The following is a 17,692-nucleotide window of genomic DNA, read 5'->3' as shown; positions in this document are numbered from 1 at the left end:
CGTACTCGTTAAAGGATGGCGGTTGCCTTGGTTACCAGGAAGATGGCAACCCCGAGAATCGCAACACCCACCGCGGCGGTCGCTCCCAGGTCCATCCACTTCTTCTTGCCGAGCTGAATCTCGTGATAAGTGCCGAAGGCATGCCAGGCCACACCGCAAAACACCACGGCGCAAATGATCAGTCCAAGTAGAAGAAAGCCGTCATAGGCGTAGTTCTGCATGGTCTGAATCAGGTTCGAGCCCTCGCCACGAGAAGGCGCCTGAGCAGTTGGAAGCCCTGCCATGGCCAAACCGGGCAACGCGAATGCACTCGTCGCGATACAGCGTGTTTTTGAAAGTCGAAACATGGCGAAACTCCAAAGCGGTCAGCTAAGAACGAAAGCAGTGAGAATCATGCAGAGCAGCAGAATGCGGATCACAGAGGGTGCCGCGACGGACCGATCCAGATTGCCGGTGGCCCAGCCCCGGTAGCAGCTCCAGATCGCCCAAGCACCCCACAAAAAGCTGATCGCCACGGTGAAGCCAACGAACAGCAGATAACTGGCCGAAGGCGGGAACCCTCCAGCCGCCTGAAAGGCAGAGGCTTGAACGCCACTCATGCTCATGGCTTGCGTCCTTCGGTTGAGTAACTGCCCGAAAGCTCGACCGGGTCGCGAGGCTGGGCTCGACTGGGCGTCAGGTAGTTTTCCAGGCCCAGGCGGATGCGCTCGATATCCCGGGTCAGGCGCGGATAGTCGAAGTAGTAGCGTTTGCCGGGTTCATCGGTGAGTTGGGCACTGCGCTGGGCTGTGTCTTCCAGGGTGTTCAGCTGGCGGATCATGATGGCCAGGTTGGATTGTTCGGAGGCAGAGGTGGCTGATGCATGGGCGATCGGCAGGGTGAATCCAGCCAGTGCGATAAGGCACGCAAGGGGCATGCGGTAAGTGAGTGGTGTGAGACGCAGGTACTGGATCACGGCTGGGCTCTGGTTGTTCGTGTAGGTACCAGCTTGCCGAGTTCAGTGGGGGATTGCCGCAAGAAAAGAATATTTAGGGGGGAGGGATTTCTTAGGGACGATTCCGCCCTTTTTTTCCAGTGTTATGGAATACGATGTGAGAATTTTCTTCTCCCTTTCCATGAATAGATTCTGAGCATGACGACGCATTTTGATCAGGGCTTTAAGGAAGTTCGTGTCCTCTGCGACTGCGCCAAATCCAAGGTAAGCATTTAAAAAATGGCACGTACAGCATGCCTTTTTTAATTTTTCTTTTAGGTGAAGCATCGCAAAAGCTTGAACGATTGGTTGGGCCTATACGGGCTTGTAGTTAGGTTGCTGGGCAGCATGAGTCCCAATGGTTGAGACTTCGATTATTTAGCATAACATTCAAGTGGGAATGAGATTCGTTACTGTTTTTTTTGGATATTTTGCAAGCTCGAGAAATGATTCTTGAGCTCTTGATAAATAATGGCATAATGCCTCCATTTAAAAGGAGCGCACTATGGAATTGGCGAGTATAACTATCAGTGAATTTTTTCTTTGGGCGTTTGGAGGTGTGGGTGGATCATATTTTTTCTATATTTTGGCTTTGAAAAAAAATAAATCACCGGCTCCAATGATTGTTAAAGAGGCCGATAACTCCTTCTCAGATGCAAGCAGCGCTGAAAATAGTCAGATAAATAAAGTTGGCAATGGAGCAAGTAACTCTCAAGCTACTGTTTCAGTTAATATAGTTACTGCCGATAGTCGGAGTCATTCAGGCCCTGCTTCTTCAAGTGAGGGCGAAGTTGGAAACTTGTCGTTAGATTCTAAGAAAGGTACTACAAGGATTCTTTTTATTGATGATGAGATAAAGTTTAAGCTTGTGAAGATACTGCAAAAGTCAGGCTGGCTGCACACCAAGTTGATTAAGGATGTTGAAAGCCTTGATCAGATTGATGTCTATCAAGCAGATATAATTTTTGTTGATATTCAAGGGGTTGGTATCGAGCTGGGTTTTTCGGAACAAGGTTTAGGGCTCGCATCTGCTTTAAAGAAAAAGTACCCTGAGAAAAAGGTAATAATATACTCCGCTGAACAAACAGGGGATCGCTTTCACAAAGCCTTGCGGGAAGTTGATGATTCGTTGCCGAAAGATGCAGATCCATATCAATTTCAAATGATGGTAGAACAGTATTCTTAAAGGGAAGTTATGAGTTTTTATAAGGTTATAGATAAAGAAGGGAATTATATCTGTGATATTTTGCCTCTGGACGTTTCATCACTGTTCGAAGGTCTTTCAGATACAAGCAAAAAGGTTAGAGTGGGCGGGGTTGAGTGGAGGCTTGGTGCTTATGTTAGGGATGGGGTTGTTTTGCATGTTGCAACTTCAGAGTTGGACTTGATAAAAAGCACTAGGTTGTTTGCGCGGCAGATCGAGTTTTTATTTGGCTGCATGGGTGAGCTAAAACGTATACATCAATTAGTTTCGAATGAGGCCAAAACTCAAGCGAATCGAATGATTCATAATCTCGTGACTTTGAATGCTCATAATCTTCAAGAGGTTTACTCTATTATTCCTCAAGAAGTCATGGAGGATAAGAAACGTGGAGGATGGATAAAGCGCGTTACTGAGTGTGTCGAAAGTGATTGCTATGATGCTTCTTTGTCCTTGGTTAGGATCGCTAAAAACAGCCTTAAAATGAAGGTTGAAATTTCTGTTTATGACTCTTTGTCGAATGGGAATGCAGCGCCTGTGATGAAAAGACACTCTGTTCATCGAGTGCTCATGAATGTCTTTTATGTTTTTTTTCCAGACTTTACAGATAAAGAAGTTCTGGTTAATGTCGCAGAGAGTACTGAGTTTATAGATTGTGATTATGAAACGTTTCAAGTTGCTCTTTATCATATTGTAGAAAATGCTGTTAAGTATATTAAGCATAAAACTGTTCTTGATGTTGGGATTAGTAGGGGGGATGATGGGAAAATTCAGATAGTATTTTCAATGAACAGTCTTCAGATACGGCAGGATGAAATAGACAGGATTTTTGACGAAGGTTACTCGGGGCATTACTCTAAGAAAATCATGAAGTCGGGGAGTGGCATAGGTTTGGCGAGAGTCAAAGAGTTGTTGTCATACAATAATGCTGTTTTGCAAGTTTTTCCGGACTTTAGTACGGCCAAGCCATTTAGTACGATTCAAGATGTTTTGTATCAGGATAATGTATTTAAGGTGGTATTTCATTAGTTGCTTTTTGCTCGTGTTCCTAGCGCATGTGATAGTGTTAGAGATATTTTTTGAAGCTCGACACTGTTACATGTACTGCCACCCCTATCATCACCGCACATGGCCACAAAACCAACAACGGACTAACACTGACAGGCATAGCCAAATACACCGTCCAGGGCACGATCGTCAGCGGAATAATCGCCCCCCGAGCCTTGTGATACAGATAACTCGACTCCCGCCCCGAACCAAATTTGCGCAGGTCACGCCGAACCAACCCGTCGACCAGCCCTGTAAACCCTGCCAGTAAAAACAGCGGGATGGTCATCGTCAAAATGACCATCCGCACGCAGAAGGTGAGCACTGTATACAGCGCTGCCAATCCATAGTCCTGAAGCTTGATCACCACCCGGCCTGTTTCGTAGCGCAGGTCGAAATTGACGATCTGCTGTGGCGAAGTGGTGCGAGCGTACTGGCTCAGGGCATTGATGCTGTCCAGCAGCCGGTTTTCACCATCAGCCAGTCATAGACCCTTTGGGCCAACCAGGTTGCCGTGCGGCCCGGTTCTTTGATTACGACGCTATGGATCAATTCCTGGGACAACCAGCTCAACTCGTATTCAAACATCTGTTGCGCATGTCGCCAGCCAGCCTCTGGCCAGAACAGATACAGGCATATCCATTCGATGACGATGGCAGCCAGCAACGAGCCAAACATCACTCCCAGAAAGTGGAAGGGCGTTGCGATCAGAATGCCGAGAAAGGTTTTTTGCCCTTCCTGCTGCTGTTGGGCTTTTTCTGCGATGTCGGCCATCAGGTTTAAACCTTATGACCTTCATTGGCCATCTGGCGAAAGTCATCCACCAGATCTTCCGGTAATGACTCGCTCAACGTTTGATAACCGGGAGCCTGCCACCAGTCGCTACTGTCCACTGAGCCTTTGCGCATTCCTTCGGCCAGGGCCTGCAGGTCCTTGGGCATGACTTCGTCCGGGTCGCTCGCCGGTAATGGCATACGAATTTTCCACAGATTGCCGCCCTCGATCAGGGCAAAGCATTGCCCCTTGGGCAGGCTTACCACATGGGCGGGCTCGATCATTGGCACGCTGACGCTCTGGATCTGGTCGTGGGTGTTGGAAGTGAAGGCGGCGTTGCCATTGATCGCATCATTGGCGCTGCTGGCGGTTGTGCTGGTGAACACCTGGACCTTGGGTAATTGGTTGGTCAGCAGTTCGGCAGTGGCGGTTTCGCGAACACGTAACATAAAGAGGTTGTTGAAGTTGCCGATCACCTGGCCTGCCTTGGCCCGACTGCCGATTTTGGCTTCGATATCGCTCATGGTCTGGGTATAGGCGGTGACTTGCATGCCGGCACCACCGCCCTTGTTGATCATCGGGATAAATTCGTCGCCCATCAGTTCGTTGAATTCATCGGCATGCACATTGATTGCGACCTTGCCGCTGCTGGCGCCGGGCAGGCCGTCATCGATGCCGAATTTGTAGATATGCCCGGCGACTGACACCAGGTCGCTGAACATAGAGTTGCCCACGGCGGCGGCCACTTCGGTATCCGACAGGGCATCCAGTCCCACATACACAACCGCTCGTTTACGGATGACCTGCATCCAGTCGAAGATCGGGCGTGGGTCTTCAAGGTCCATATAGTCGGGTGACAGCAGCTCTGCGATACGGCCGGTGGTGAGTTTTTCCAGCAGTGGCAGCAGACTGGCGACGATCTTGTCGAAGTAGGTTTTGTCGTAGCGCACTGCCGAGCGCAGTCCATCCATGACCGGGTCAGAGATGCGTTTTTGGGTCAGGTACATATCCAGAGCGACCACACGCAGCGGGCGATCTTTCATGGCGAAGCTGAGGTTTTTGCGATCGATCTTGCCCTCGACCTCGACGATGGTTTGCCAGGCTTTGGGATCATGTTGCGCGAAGTAGCTTTGTGCGTACTCTATGAACAAGGCATCGATATTGATCACATGCTTGAGGATCTGTTCGTAGTTGGGACGACGGCCGAGTGCTACCAGGGCACGGGCGATGATATTGACGAAACGCCAGGCGAACTCGCGAAACGCAGCGGAGTTGCCTTCCCCCGACAGTTGACCGGCAATGCGCGTGGCCACTTCTGAGATCCGACCAAAACGACCCACCGCGTTGTAGCGGGCCGAGTAGTCAGGCCAGCCCAGATGAAAGACGTAGAACTCATCGAGTCGGCCTGCGCGTTTGCATTCAAGGTACATGCGCTTTAACAGGTCGGCATCACCCTTGGGGTCGAAGACGATCACGACCTCGCGATCAAGATGCTGAGTTCGGTGACGCCGGGTTCGACGTATGTCCTGAGTGATAAACAGCTCGGCAAGACGAGTCTTGCCCACCCGCGTTGTGCCCAGTACCAGTGAGTGGCCAACCCGTTCTCCCAGCGGCAAGCTGACGTCGCCCTCGTGCGGTTCTATGCCATGCAAACGCGGCAATCCACCTACGGGAGGGAGTGGCCGGGCCGGGTTCAAAGCGATATTCCAGGTTGTGACTTTGCTGAGCATCTTGAGCGGAAAAGGCGCGAACTCCAGCCGCTCTTCCAGGCGGCGTGCCGACCTGTAAATCGAAGTTGGCTCAACATACTCGGCGTATTTGGGCAGATAGGTGTCCATCAGGCGCTGGGTATGTTTTTGCGTCCAGCGAAAGCCTTTGCCGATAAACAGACGCTCGTTGCTGACCGGAATATCCTTGCTGGTCATGGTGTAGTGGGGCAGGCGGCGGATATTGCGGCGGTAACGTAACACCACCCATGCCTGTCGCAGGCGCACAAAGCCAAGGGCTATAAAACCTGTAGCAGCGACTGCCCCGAACAACGGAGTCAGGGCAAAGGCCCAGGGCGCGAAAACGCATAGCAAGGCTGCGGCGACACACACCAGGACTGTGTACAGCTCGACTGCGGGTCGCAGTAACGATTCGATGGTGTAGGTGCTGGTCATGATTTGAGTCAGCGCCTTACTGCTGGAGCGTGGTGGCGGTGATCAATAGAGGGTAGTGGCGAATGCCTAGACGCTGCGCCAGATCATCAGCCGGTGCGGGCACTATCTGCAGTGTTCCGGCCCAGCGTTGAACCTCGGCAAAGCGCTCGGCGCTGGCCACATTGATCACGATCCCTACGGCCTGCAGTTGTTGCAGTTGCTCGCGACGCTGTGAGAGCCAGGTTTTGGACAGTTCATCGTCTCCCACCAGAAATAGCGGCTGCAGGCCGGGTGCGTTGATCACTCGGCTCTTTTCTTGGCCTGGTGTCAGTTGCGTCGAGCGCACAGGAAATGCCCCGGAGCCACGAACACCAATGTTCAAAGCAGATATCGATTGGGCGGTTGGTTCAGGGTTGAGGTCCTGATAATAGGGCAGGGCAGACACGCCGCCCCTGTCCTCGACCACAATCAGCGAGCTGGCGTGTACAGCCTGCGCCAGGCTCAGGCAGGGCAGGAGTAGAAACGGATAACAGAGTCGATTCATGGAGTGTTCGCCATTAGATTGATGCCGGTGACGCGGCTCAGGTGTTTGGCAAAGGCCAGTCGATAACGAGCAGCGGGCTTGCCCCCGGCCGGGCGGTGATAGCGCCCGGCGGCCGTGATCCAGTCGCCGCCTTTGGCCTTGTGCTCGGCCAGGATCTGAGCAGTGACCGACAAATTTTTATACGGATCCAGTCCCTCGCATGGAGAGCTGTAGCGGTGGCCATTGGCGCCGATATTGGTCTGGCCGAGGCCCACGTCGACCCGGTGAGGGCCTGCGGTTTGAATGGCCTGCAGCAATGCGCTGCAGGCATCACTACGGGTCGTAAAGCGATAACCGGCGCCTGCAACATTCAATGTCCAGGGCCAGGGCACGAGTTGGCCGCGCAGTCGGGTGCCACTTTCCTGCAGGGCGACCGAGTACAGCACCTCTGACGGAACCCCTGCCGGCAGTGCTATCAGTTGGTACGCCGGAGGGGGTATCTCTGCGCTGTAGGTATTGGGAGAACCCAGCAGAAGGCTACTGAGCAGCACTACCCGAATTATTGACGTTGCCATTGACCATCGACCTCGCGCACCACGGCTGGAAGCTCGCCGCCGAGACCCAGCCCTTGCCAGCGCCCGGCGTCGTGATTCAGTGTGATAGCGCGGCTCAGGACACGGGTCGGTTCTATCCTGGCCAGGACTGCCCAGCGACGGATCATTTCGTCATTGCCCTGGCTGCCAACGAAGTACAAGTCGAAAGGCTGATTTTGCGCTTGGAGGTTTTGGATCCGCGTGACACAGGCCATGCAGTTGTCCTGCACAAAGATGGCCAAGCGACCGTCGCTTTTAAGCGCTCGTGGGGAACTGATCATGGGGGAGGCCGGGCTGGCTGACAGCTGAATAATCTTCTCGTCCGGGTACAACCGCTTAAAGGCCTGGTCATAGGCCTGTTGGTAGGCCAACTCCTTCTCGACCCGCTGGCGCTCGGCTTTGACCTGCAACTCGGCGTAACGACGACGATCCTCTGCCGACGTTGCTTCAATACCCAGGGTAGTCAGCGGATCCAGCCCGGGAGAGTAGATGCCCCGTGGACCTTTCATTACTGCCTGATAACGACTCCAGTCCTCAAGGGTTAGCCCCCACTCGCTAGCCAGCTCAATCTGGCTGCTGTCACGGTTTGAGCTGATTGCTTCAAGGCTTTCCTGAGATTTTGAAGTGCTGCTTGCTGCATTGAGACAGGGCGGTGCGACAGCCACCAGGCCTGCTATAGCTAACCCGAGCGCGGCTAAACGTGACGGTTTGCAGAGGATATTTGAGTCAGCCACGGCGACCTCCTATGGCTCAACAGTAAGAGTTCTCGACAGGCCAGCCACTTCGAAGTGGGCAAATCGGCCATCCATTGATTTGAGCTTCCAGGAAGTCCCCGTGACCCCGTCGCCGGGCCGGATCAGGTTGATCTGGCTCAGTTGCGTACTACCGGGTGGCGCCACGGACAGAAAGCGCTCGCCACCTCGATATTCGATACCGATTACGGTGAACGGAGGAGGTTGGGGCGCAGGTTGAGGTTTCTTGCGAATAACCGGTTTTGGGGGAGGGGCAACCACTGGTGGTTCTGTAGTTAGTGGCTTGCTTAATTCCTGCAGCCGGATATCGATCATCTCGATATTGGCCTTGAGCACCATTACCTGTTCCTCGGCAGCTGTTACGCGCAGGGAAAGGTCATGGGTGGTTTCAGTCGCTTGCTTGGCATACGCCTGAACGGCATCTATGCGATTGGAAAGCGCCTGTTGGCCCGAGCGGAAGTCGTCGTTGGTAACCAGGTGCCTGCCGTCAACGGCGTCCAGCCGCTCATCAACCTTGGCCAGTCGTGTGAGCAGCGCGTTCAGCGAGTCCTTGTCAGCGGTGGATGCCAAGTCATTGCTCACAAGGGAGAGCTGGTGATTCTCGTAGGCCAATACACTGGCCAGGGCGATCAGGCAGAGGCTGAAGATCAATGTGGTGCGGGTGGGACGTGGAAGTTTCATGGGCGGCCTCGCGTGTGAACGAGGGCATCCTGTCAATCCGGCTTGTGGAGCGCAGCAGGAAATAGGTTTTTCGCACGCCGTTGTTTTAAAGGTCGTGGAGGTCATCAACCGAGCAATATCACCTTGGCTTATAGGCCAGCGGTCTTAATGCTGAGCAGGCGGTTGATCTTTTTTGATGGATCATAAATAATGTTTTGGAGCGCGAAACCAGTTGCCTCCAGCGGCTATAACTGGCGTAGGAACCCCGTCGATGGCTGGCACATCAGCGTAGGGTGAGACCTCCACACCCCTGCTTGAGGGTGTGTATATGAATATCAAGCACACTCCCTAAAGGGCAGTTCTCAGGACTGCCCTTTTTCTTTGTCCGTGATTAAAGGCTTATAGCGCTGGTGCTGCAGCTCGCCATGTCGATGCTTGTTCAGTGATTTGGCATCCGTTTGCATGAAATTCCAGAACAAAAGCCCGTCTCGTACAGCGACAATGACCAGCATCTGGCGCTTTGCTTCGTAGGCTCCTATAAAGGCCAAGCGGTACGAGCCATCATCGTATTCGACCTTCCAAACCTCAAAAGGCCCAGTAAGCGTGTCCATGGCCATTTTCACATAGCGTTCGCGAGCATCGGCACGCTTTTCTACTATGTGATAGAAGCTTTTTCGGTCGACGGTTACTAACCCCATGGGTGTCTCAATGGTGAGGGACAAAATGGCCGGGTTAACAAAACCCAAATATTGAGCGACCAGCTCTATGGCTGCTTCATGGCTATCTGCTGCCGCCACCTCATCTACCGCAGATGATCGCAGCTCACGCTCAAGGGTTCTCAAATCAGGGAGCCGGTAATCAATCCACGTTGGCTGGCCTTTTATTTCTTTTATGGGGGGCATCTACCATGTCCAAAAAAGCATGCTCGGAAACGTCCAGGCGAGTTGCTGTCCACCAGTAAGGCAACCATGGAATTGGGGGCGTTAAATCTGTTCAATGATTCCATTGAACAACCCTTTCAATTGCTCGTTACCAGCATCCACCAGGTGGTTGTCGTCGTAGTACAGCGGCACACCGCCCCTTGAACCCATGCATTGTCCGTTTGGGCAAAGGTATGGGGTTGGGTCAATAACCTTGGCATTGCACTGCTTTGCCGCGACTTCAATGGCGTGGTTGGCTACGCGATTACGTCTCTCATAGTCCTGCAGTGAAACGGTGATGTCCGATGAGTACTGGAAAATGCGTTTATGCAGGTTCAAGCCTTTGTAGATGTTGAACGGCATTTCCGGGATCGGTTTGACGATATACACCGGACGATTTTCTGCGATGGCACACACAACCTTGGTGTACTCAGCGGCGTATGTATCGGCAAATGACTGCCCCGTGAGGTGCTCCTTACCCGGGAAGTACACGCGGTAACTGTTGCCTCTCCTCGTATCGGTGTACATGGCTGCTCTACTGAACAAAACGACGGGTACACCCTGGTGTGAGTTTTTCAATGCCAGAAACTTTTCGTTGTTGAATCCTTGGCATTTGCTCTCCAGATCTTTGTCATGCATTACAACAAGCTGCTCTTGATGGCCCTGATCAACTCGCGGTAGTCATCGAGGGGAAAATAGACAAACCCGAAGATCAGCAACGCTGCACACAGAGTCAGCAAAGCCGGAATGATTCGCCGTGCCCTGGAGGCGTAAAAGCCCAAGAGTGAGAAGTTTTGATTGTGGAGGCCGTTGACGATGATTCCGGTCATCAGAAAACCGGAGATAACAAAGAAGATGTCGACTCCAGCAAAGCCCCCGCCGAACCCTCCGATTTTGAAGTGAAACAACACAACGGAAATGACCGCGAGCGCTCGCAGCGAATTTATATTCTTTCGGAACTGCATTTGTGTAATCCATGAAATAGGTCAGTAGTGCGAGAGCACCGCATTGCGCGGGGTACTATAGGGAATAACCTATTTCAAAGAGGTAGGCTCGTATATATATGTAACAGTTAATACTTTAAGTAAAATCTGTAGTTTGGTTCTTGTGCTCCTCAGCGTTGCGACCTTGGGGCTGACGTTTGGTGGCGCTCCCTCGTTACTACAGACGGCCATTGCCGATACCGCCGGTGACGGGGCCGATGTAGCGCAGTCGATGCTGGTCGCCATCTTCAATCTGGCAGTGGCCGGAGGTGGCATTGCTGGTGGCTTGTTGCTGGAACAGGCGGGGCCGAGCTCTTTTTCCCCAACACGGCTGATACTGGCGCTGCTCGGTCTGTCCGTGGTTTGGTTCGCCAGGGCCGATGGGCCGCCAGGTGCATGTTGAAGATAATAAAAATAGCTTGAGAGCCTGCTTTCGGCACAAAGTGTGTAAAGACACCTCCGCGAACCCAGGCGATGATTGCTGAGGGTTTCACCGCAGTAATTCAATGCTGCGCTTATAGCAATATCTGTCCGGCCAGCACAGCTGCATATGGACGCTATGATTCGAGATGCTTTTCCAAAAATATACTATTGGGATCATATTCATACCCGCCGAATGGCCCTCGACGCTGATATCCGTTGCGCTCATAAAATGAAATTGCTTCCAGTTGTCGATAGCCGGTTTCAAGCATTAAATGAAAGCAGCCCTCCTTTCGAGCTTCGTTTTCTAGGGTTGTAAGAAGCCGACTGGCCAGCCCTTGTCCCCGGAATGTTGGTTTTGTAAACATCCGCTTCAGCTCGCCGTGCGTCGGGTGCACCACCAAGGCTCCACATGCCACGGCCTCTCCGTTACTGGAACGCCCAACAGCGAACAGCACATTTTTCGAAGAAAGAGCTTCGATGTTTATGCCGTGATGACTTTCTGCGGGGTAAAGCGGGGCTTGGTAAGCATCAAGCTCCTCAATGAGGGCAATCACTTCCGGTTGATCAGGGGATTCAAGCGAAATAAAGGGGGGAGTCTTCAAAAGATCTACGCTCAAATGACTGGTTCGGATTTATATATCAGTCTGAATATAAGGTGTAAAAATATACGTCAACACTCAATTTAACGTGTGCGTCTATCCACGTCATCTACCCAGCTCCCAAAGCTGTGACATGGTGTGCACTTTGATTTAAGTGGGCAGCAGTTTTAGCCTTTTAAGCGGGTATTTAATGCAGCCAAAATGACGTTCGTATTCCAGATCTTTCAAAGCCCAGGTCATTCAAGAGTGGGGCCAACCCGCAGCTTCGATTGCCAGCATCGTCCTCAGTCATAGCCTCAATCCAAACCAGCTGCAAAATCCCCAACTTCACAGGGGCAGTTCAGCCCTTGCTTCGTAGTGAATATCGACTGGTAGTACCTTCGCCCGGCTTCAAGATGAGGCCCGAACGTAAAACCTTGTTCCAGCATTGTGTTCATGTCGGCCTCGGTAATGCGCATGATGTAGCTGTGCCCGGTCGTGATCAGCGCACAGTCCGCACCTTGTGTTTCGCCCATATTGAACCATTTGCCCGCATCACCATGCCCGCTTGCGAAGGTATGGCCGTTGTAATGAACCTGCCATCCACCATCGAGCAGGATCCAAGTGTCCGGTGCCGATGCTCCACCCTGGTCCTTCTTGGCGATGACCGCTCCGGCTTCGGTTTCCCATTCGTTTGAGTGGTCGATGACCCACCGCAGTTGTTCGGTCGTCAACGACGTGAAAAACGGCGTGTGGCGTAGTAAATGTAGATACGTGATTGAAGGTTTCATGGTCATTTCCTGCATGGCATCGGGCGTACGATGATCGCCGCACGCTGCAAACCCCATAGTGGTCAAAACGCTCAGGCCCGCATTTCGAAAGCGCCTGCGCAGGGTAGCCGTACCGTGGCTCAAGTTGATGTTCATCATAGTCATGCCCTATGTGATTGGCGGTCTTGTGGGAGGTCGCCGGGGGGCTTTGGCCTTTGCGTAAAACCTGGAGTGTGTGTATTCCACTTAGTCGCCGAAGTACCCCTCGGGCCGCGAGGGCAGACTCAGCGAGCAGCGACCTTGAGCAGGTCTTCCAGGCCTATGCGGCGAAGCATTTCAGCGCGTACCCGGTCGGCCATGGCATTGACGACCTGGGCACCGTCCTGGGATGGATCGATATGACACCGAAATGGACGGGTACCCAATGGCATTCCGACGATTTCGACGATGGCTTTGGCCACTTCACCGACATCCGCGTCAGCCGGTTCCAGGGCTGCCAGACCTTTGAGTGCCTGATCCGGCACACCGGAGTAAGGGCCTTCGTTGTATTCGGCGGCTCGAACCTGGTCTGCAGGGGAACCGGAATGGGTGAAGTGGTTGGTGCCCTTGGTGAACGCACCCGGCACGATGATTGACGTCTCCACCCCCCAACGCGTCAGTTCGCTGGCGTAGGACACTGCCAGCGAGTCCATGGCCGCCTTGGCCGCAAAGTACGGAGCCAAATACGGCGGGGTGCCACCGCGCGCACTGCTGGAGGAAACCCACAGCACCAGCCCCCGTCCCTGTTTGCGCAGTTGCGGCAAGGCCGCTCGGTTAACGCGTTGAGTGCTCAATACGTTGATGTCGTAGAGCTGGGCGAACTGCTCGGGCGTAAAGGCTTCGGCGGGGCCAAAGGACATGTGCCCGGCATTGTGGATGATCACGTCCAGTTGGCCGCAATCGCCGATGATTTTCGCGACGCCCGCCTGGACCGACTCGGTTGAGGCGACGTCCAGTTCAACGCTGCGCAAGTCAACCCGGTGTTCGTCCGCGTAGCGCTGTGCTTCGAGTACTTGCGCTGCGTTGCGGCCCAGGGTTTCACGCATGCTGGCGTAGACGGTATGGCCAGCGTCGGCCAGGGCGCGTGCGGTGAGCGCGCCAAACCCGCTGGAGGCACCGGTAATCAGAATGACGGATTTCAAGATAAAGACCTCTCCAAAATCAGCAGATAAAACCTGCCGTCACTGCGCTGAGCAATGTGAACATCCGCTGCGATTGCTGGCAGCATGTTCACCTGCCCTGAGTCTCAAGCAGGACGGTTCAGACGAGGCCGCCGTTGACGCGCAGGATTTGTCCGTTCACCCAGGCCGAATCAGGGCCGATGAGGAAGGACACCACGCGAGAGATATCTTCTGGCTGAGCCAGGCGCTCCAGCGGAGGCATTTTGGCGAAGGTCTGGATTTGCTCTTCGCTCTTGCCATGCAAGAACAGATCGGTGGCGACCGGGCCAGGTGCCACGGCGTTGACGGTGATGTTGCGACCGCGCATTTCCTTGGCGAACACTTGGGTCAGGGATTCCACCGCTGCTTTGCTGGCGATGTACACGGCGTAACCCGGCAGGTTCATGCCGACGGTACTGCTGGAAAAGTTGATGATCCGGCCGCCATTGTTCAGGCGGGTAGCGGCTTCACGCAGCGTGTTGAAGGTGCCGCGGGCGTGGATATTGAAATTCTGATCGAACAGCTCGTCGCTGTGTTGCGCCAGCGGCATGACTTTGAGGATGCCCGCATTGTTGACCAGCACGTCGACTTTACCCAGTTGCGCTTCGGTTTCATCAAACAGGCGGCGTACATCTTCGGCACTGGCAACATCTGCCTTTATCGCGATGGCCTGGTGTCCGGCCTGACGCAATTGGGCAACCAGAGCCGTGGCTTCGTTGGCGCTGTTGGCATAATTGATTGCGACTGCGAAACCTTCGGTGGCCAGTTGTTTGGCAATAACAGCGCCGATGCCGCGGGAGGCGCCAGTGATAATGGCAACTTTCAAATTGTGAGTCGTCATGGCTGTCATTCCTTGTGTCAGTGGGGGGTGTTTGCTGGGGACGAGGCTAATTTCACATGTTTACTCTTGGTGTTAAATGCATGAAAGTTGGCTTAACTGTTCAATAAATACCAACAATCAAAAAGAGGGCGTTCAGCGTGGATCAAGTCAAGGCGATGAAAGCCTTTGTGCGAATTTATGAGCGCAGCAGCTTCACGAAAGCTGCCGATGACTTGAACCTGCCGCGGGCGACGCTGACCCATACCCTGAATCAATTCGAGGCCTGGCTTGGTACGCGTCTGCTGGAACGCAGTACGCGAAAAGTGCGCCCTACGCTTGATGGCGAGGCGTACTACCAGCGTTGTGTGCAGTTATTGGCGGAACTGGAGGAGGCCGAGCTGGCATTTCGCGGCGTGGCCCCCAAAGGCCAGTTGCGCGTAGATTTGCATGGCACTTTGGCCAAACACTTCGTTATCCCGGCGTTGCCGCAGTTTATGGCCCGGTATCCGGAGATAGAGTTGTCCATCAGCGAGGCCGATCGCTTTGTCGACCTGATTACCGAAGGTGTGGACTGTGTCCTGCGTGCCGGAACCCTTGGCGATTCGGCATTGATTGGCAAGCGTGTGGCCAACCTTGAACAGATCACCTGTGCAAGTCCGGGGTATCTGCGCCAATACGGTGTACCGAAAAGCCTCGACGACCTGGGCCATCACCGCGCCGTGAATTACGTCTCGCGCACCACCGCCAGGCAGTTTCCGTTTGAGTTCATGGTCGATGGCCAAGTCAAGGAAGTGGTCATTGACGGGGCGTTGTCGGTGTTTGGTGCAGAAATTTATGCGGCGTCGGCAATTGCCGGGCTCGGCATCATCCAGTGCCCGCATTACCGGATGAAAACGCAAATATCCCAAGGCCTGGTGCAGAAAATTCTCGCTGAAACGCCACCGCCACCGATGCCGGTTTCTGTGCTTTACCCGCAGAACCGGCACATGTCGCCACGGGTTCGGGTATTTGTCGACTGGTTGAGCGAGATATTCGCCGATGCATCGTGAGGGCATTGTGACGGCGCGTCTGAGTGCTTATTTCAGGATCAGCGACCAACGTTCGTTCAGAAGGGTGGGTAATCCCCCCATTTTTAGCACTCACCAAGTACAGAGGTCAGGCGGGGCAGTCTCTTTTTTACCCGGCAGATGATTAGGCGACTGATTTTAATCATGCTGTCCGTGAGTGGTTTATCGGTATGCGATCGGCAGTAAATATTCAAAGAGCGGCGGATTTTTAATCTGCTCACCCCGTTGGCCGTTGATATAAACCACGGATCGGCACTTATCGATAAGGCCAACGCATTGCTCTTGGGCGCTCTGATAATTTGGCTTTGCGCATGGGGGCAAGCGGATCCCCTCAACTACCAGATCTACCTGCTTCGAAAAATCTAGTTCCCTGGCGAGAGGTTTCGTCGTTGGTATAGGAAACGTCCTAAATCATTTCCCTCTGAGAGACTTAAAACTTACGCCATCCACGGGCGCTCCTAGGCATTTGCCTACGAGTTGCCCCTGTCAAAAGGCTTTGGCTCACACAGCAAGGTTTGCGAACCACGGATGGAGCAAACATGTCGGCATGTCACCTCGCTGTAAGGTTTTACTTTTCGTCTCTGCTGGTTGGTTTGGCCGGGGTGAGTTCCGCTGTGGCTGAATCGGGACCGACGCCGGGTGATCAGGATCTGATTCGCGATCGTCAAGAACGTCTGCTCGAAGAGCAACGGCGCCGGCTTGAGGAGCTTCAGGAGCTTCCCGGCAAACAGATTTCTCCTACGGCTCGAGCTCAGCCAGCCGACAGTCGCTGTTTCCCTATAGAAGAAATCGAGCTCAAGGGCGCCGACAGCCTGTCCGCCAGTGAGCGCGAATCGGTGTTCCAGTCCTATATCGGCCAGTGTCTGGGCGTGTCCCAGCTCAATGAACTACTCAAGGTCATCACCAACCGATATATCGACAGGGGTTTGGTGACCAGTCGTGCTTACTTGCCGCAGCAGGACCTTTCCCAAGGGCATCTGCAAGTCCTGGTGGTTGAAGGCAAGCTTGAAAGTTTCAAGGGCGACGACAACAGCAAGCTATCCAGCCGCGAATTGGCCATGAGCTTTCCCGGTCAGCCTGGTAATCAGCTGGATTTGCGGGAAATCGAGCAGGCGATTGATCAGCTCAACCGCTTGCCATCCAACCAGGCACAAATGGAACTGGCACCGGGCAGTGAGGTGGGGGGGAGTGCGGTAGTGGTCAAAAACGCGCCGCAAAAGCCCTGGCGTGTCGGCTTGTCGCGTACTAACGACGGTCAGAAAAGTACCGGTGAACAGCAGTGGGGCACGGGGTTTGAGTGGGACAGCCCGCTGGGTCTGGCCGATCAATTGGTGCTGCGTGGGGGCCACGATGCAATCAGCGACCACCGGAAAACGTCGAAAAATGCGAGCTTCTACTACAACCTGCCGTGGGGCTGGTGGAACTTCGCTTATACCTACAGCCAAAGCGATTATCGCTCGGTTGGCCAGGCCAATACGTTTGATTTCAAACAAACCGGGGACAGTGCAAACCATCAACTGCGTGCCGAGCGGGTGGTCCATCGCGACGCGATGAGTAAAACCTCCCTCAACACCGGTCTGGCGCATATGCGTTCCAATAACCACTTAAGCGATTCACGACTGCGCAACAGCAGCCACCGTCTTAGCGAATTCCAGGTTGGCATCAACCACGGTCGACGTATCGCGAGTTCCTTCGTCAACCTCGATGTCGGTATGCAAAACGGTATCGGCGCCTTCGATGCCCAGGGGGAGCACAGCCCCGAGCGGGGCATGCCAGAGGCCCGCTACCGCAAATACACCGCGACCATCAGCTATTTACAACCTTTCAAGCTGTGGGGTGAGTCCTTCAGCTTTACCAGTATGGCCACCGGCCAACGCAGTGAGGATGTGCTGTTTAGTCCACAACGCTTAAGCCTGGGCGGTACAGCCTCGGTACGGGGATACAAGGACCAGCAACTGTCCGGCGACAGCGGAGGTTACTGGCGCAATGACCTGCGCTGGTGGCGTCCGGTGACGTGGGGCTGGCTGCGCCCGGTATTTACCGATTACGGCACCAGCCTTGGCTACGACCAGGGCGTGATTCGCCACGGGCGTTACAACCGCGAGGTACATGGCCGGGTCTCCAGCAATTCGCTGGAGTTGTTTGCCCGGGGCCGCAACCTCAGCGCCAGTGTGACCCTGGCTCATTCCCTGGAGCGACCGGATGTGCTCACCGAGCGTGAAGCGCCGATCTACTTCCGTATGGATTTCTTTCTTTAATTCAACGCTG

The 17,692-nt window shown here is 53.8% G+C and carries 20 protein-coding genes and 1 pseudogene; 5 read left to right on the top strand and 16 right to left on the bottom strand.

Annotation, left to right across the window (positions count from 1 at the left end; genetic code table 11):
- Positions 1–8: 8 nt before the first annotated feature.
- Genes ACP7BE_RS22630 through ACP7BE_RS22620 form a run of 3 tightly spaced genes read right to left on the bottom strand, consistent with a single transcriptional unit; the run spans position 9 to position 916 of the window.
- A complete protein-coding gene (locus tag ACP7BE_RS22630; RefSeq protein ID WP_314486809.1) occupies positions 9–347 on the bottom strand; it encodes a TIGR03745 family integrating conjugative element membrane protein in 339 nt (112 codons plus the stop codon).
- An 18-nt stretch (positions 348–365) separates the two neighbouring features.
- On the bottom strand, positions 366–605 hold the full coding sequence (locus ACP7BE_RS22625) for a TIGR03758 family integrating conjugative element protein (protein ID WP_240881833.1): 240 nt from the start codon (positions 603–605) through the stop codon (positions 366–368).
- The gene (locus ACP7BE_RS22620; RefSeq protein ID WP_426107378.1) at positions 602–916 is read right to left on the bottom strand and encodes an RAQPRD family integrative conjugative element protein; all 315 of its coding nucleotides are present in this window, start codon (positions 914–916) and stop codon (positions 602–604) included. Before ACP7BE_RS22620 ends, ACP7BE_RS22625 begins: the two co-directional genes overlap by 4 nt.
- Positions 917–1,478: 562 nt before the next feature.
- On the opposite strand from ACP7BE_RS22620, the gene ACP7BE_RS22615 reads away from it, so the two are divergent.
- Together ACP7BE_RS22615 and ACP7BE_RS22610 are read left to right on the top strand one after the other, a co-directional pair.
- Complete coding sequence (locus ACP7BE_RS22615) at positions 1,479–2,159, top strand: response regulator transcription factor (protein ID WP_426107356.1); 681 nt, start codon at positions 1,479–1,481, stop codon at positions 2,157–2,159.
- Positions 2,160–2,168: 9 nt separating this feature from the next.
- Positions 2,169–3,203, top strand: coding sequence for a sensor histidine kinase (locus ACP7BE_RS22610; protein WP_426107354.1), 1,035 nt, complete (start codon positions 2,169–2,171; stop codon positions 3,201–3,203).
- 37 nt (positions 3,204–3,240) lie between these two features.
- Here ACP7BE_RS22610 and ACP7BE_RS22605 read toward each other — a convergent pair.
- The 9 genes and pseudogenes from ACP7BE_RS22605 to ACP7BE_RS22565 all read right to left on the bottom strand — a co-directional run bounded on the left by ACP7BE_RS22605 (position 3,241) and on the right by ACP7BE_RS22565 (position 10,549).
- A pseudogene (locus ACP7BE_RS22605) lies at positions 3,241–3,995 on the bottom strand (TIGR03747 family integrating conjugative element membrane protein).
- Positions 3,996–4,000: 5 nt separating this feature from the next.
- The gene (traD, locus tag ACP7BE_RS22600; protein WP_426107352.1) at positions 4,001–6,157 is read right to left on the bottom strand and encodes a type IV conjugative transfer system coupling protein TraD; all 2,157 of its coding nucleotides are present in this window, start codon (positions 6,155–6,157) and stop codon (positions 4,001–4,003) included.
- A gap of 16 nt (positions 6,158–6,173) precedes the next feature.
- Positions 6,174–6,680 carry an integrating conjugative element protein gene (locus ACP7BE_RS22595; protein ID WP_426107350.1) on the bottom strand — a complete coding sequence of 169 codons (507 nt, stop codon included), beginning with the start codon at positions 6,678–6,680 and terminating at the stop codon, positions 6,174–6,176.
- The gene (locus ACP7BE_RS22590; protein ID WP_426107348.1) at positions 6,677–7,234 is read right to left on the bottom strand and encodes a lytic transglycosylase domain-containing protein; all 558 of its coding nucleotides are present in this window, start codon (positions 7,232–7,234) and stop codon (positions 6,677–6,679) included. Before ACP7BE_RS22590 ends, ACP7BE_RS22595 begins: the two co-directional genes overlap by 4 nt.
- Positions 7,219–7,929 (bottom strand): TIGR03759 family integrating conjugative element protein, encoded by a 711-nt coding sequence (locus ACP7BE_RS22585; protein ID WP_426107376.1) that lies wholly within the window; start codon positions 7,927–7,929, stop codon positions 7,219–7,221. Before ACP7BE_RS22585 ends, ACP7BE_RS22590 begins: the two co-directional genes overlap by 16 nt.
- A 66-nt stretch (positions 7,930–7,995) precedes the next feature.
- Positions 7,996–8,685, bottom strand: a complete 690-nt coding sequence (locus ACP7BE_RS22580; RefSeq protein ID WP_426107346.1) for a methyl-accepting chemotaxis protein — start codon at positions 8,683–8,685, stop codon at positions 7,996–7,998.
- Between the two features lie 341 nt (positions 8,686–9,026).
- Positions 9,027–9,566 (bottom strand): PBECR2 nuclease fold domain-containing protein, encoded by a 540-nt coding sequence (locus ACP7BE_RS22575; RefSeq protein WP_426107344.1) that lies wholly within the window; start codon positions 9,564–9,566, stop codon positions 9,027–9,029.
- Between the two features lie 81 nt (positions 9,567–9,647).
- Positions 9,648–10,223: an SGNH hydrolase domain-containing protein gene (locus ACP7BE_RS22570; RefSeq protein WP_426107342.1), complete on the bottom strand. Its 576-nt coding sequence runs from the start codon at positions 10,221–10,223 to the stop codon at positions 9,648–9,650.
- Entirely contained in the window at positions 10,223–10,549 is a 327-nt protein-coding gene (locus ACP7BE_RS22565) for an acyltransferase family protein (protein WP_153380884.1), read from the bottom strand. Before ACP7BE_RS22565 ends, ACP7BE_RS22570 begins: the two co-directional genes overlap by 1 nt.
- Before the next feature lie 142 nt (positions 10,550–10,691).
- On the opposite strand from ACP7BE_RS22565, the gene ACP7BE_RS22560 reads away from it, so the two are divergent.
- Positions 10,692–10,970 carry a hypothetical protein gene (locus tag ACP7BE_RS22560; RefSeq protein WP_426107340.1) on the top strand — a complete coding sequence of 93 codons (279 nt, stop codon included), beginning with the start codon at positions 10,692–10,694 and terminating at the stop codon, positions 10,968–10,970.
- A gap of 154 nt (positions 10,971–11,124) precedes the next feature.
- Here the strand turns inward: ACP7BE_RS22560 and ACP7BE_RS22555 are convergent, their stop codons facing one another.
- From ACP7BE_RS22555 to ACP7BE_RS22540, 4 genes are all read right to left on the bottom strand, one after another.
- Positions 11,125–11,607: a GNAT family N-acetyltransferase gene (locus ACP7BE_RS22555; RefSeq protein WP_232527639.1), complete on the bottom strand. Its 483-nt coding sequence runs from the start codon at positions 11,605–11,607 to the stop codon at positions 11,125–11,127.
- 278 nt (positions 11,608–11,885) lie between these two features.
- Positions 11,886–12,497, bottom strand: coding sequence for a hypothetical protein (locus tag ACP7BE_RS22550; RefSeq protein ID WP_426107337.1), 612 nt, complete (start codon positions 12,495–12,497; stop codon positions 11,886–11,888).
- Between the two features lie 125 nt (positions 12,498–12,622).
- A complete protein-coding gene (locus ACP7BE_RS22545) occupies positions 12,623–13,519 on the bottom strand; it encodes an SDR family oxidoreductase (protein ID WP_218722833.1) in 897 nt (298 codons plus the stop codon).
- Positions 13,520–13,637: 118 nt separating this feature from the next.
- Complete coding sequence (locus tag ACP7BE_RS22540; RefSeq protein ID WP_426107335.1) at positions 13,638–14,378, bottom strand: SDR family oxidoreductase; 741 nt, start codon at positions 14,376–14,378, stop codon at positions 13,638–13,640.
- Positions 14,379–14,515: 137 nt separating this feature from the next.
- Here ACP7BE_RS22540 and ACP7BE_RS22535 point away from each other — a divergent pair, with 137 nt between their 5' ends.
- Together ACP7BE_RS22535 and ACP7BE_RS22530 are read left to right on the top strand one after the other, a co-directional pair.
- Positions 14,516–15,406, top strand: a complete 891-nt coding sequence (locus ACP7BE_RS22535; RefSeq protein ID WP_095022927.1) for a LysR family transcriptional regulator — start codon at positions 14,516–14,518, stop codon at positions 15,404–15,406.
- A gap of 557 nt (positions 15,407–15,963) precedes the next feature.
- Positions 15,964–17,682, top strand: a complete 1,719-nt coding sequence (locus ACP7BE_RS22530; RefSeq protein ID WP_426107333.1) for a ShlB/FhaC/HecB family hemolysin secretion/activation protein — start codon at positions 15,964–15,966, stop codon at positions 17,680–17,682.
- The last annotated feature ends 10 nt before the right edge of the window (positions 17,683–17,692 follow it).

Origin of the sequence: Pseudomonas sp. TWR1-1-3 (assembly GCF_049896805.1) — a bacterium.
Classification (GTDB): domain Bacteria; phylum Pseudomonadota; class Gammaproteobacteria; order Pseudomonadales; family Pseudomonadaceae; genus Aquipseudomonas; species Aquipseudomonas bubulae.
Note: the sequence above shows the minus strand (reverse complement) of the source record. Positions and strands in the feature narration are given on the sequence as shown.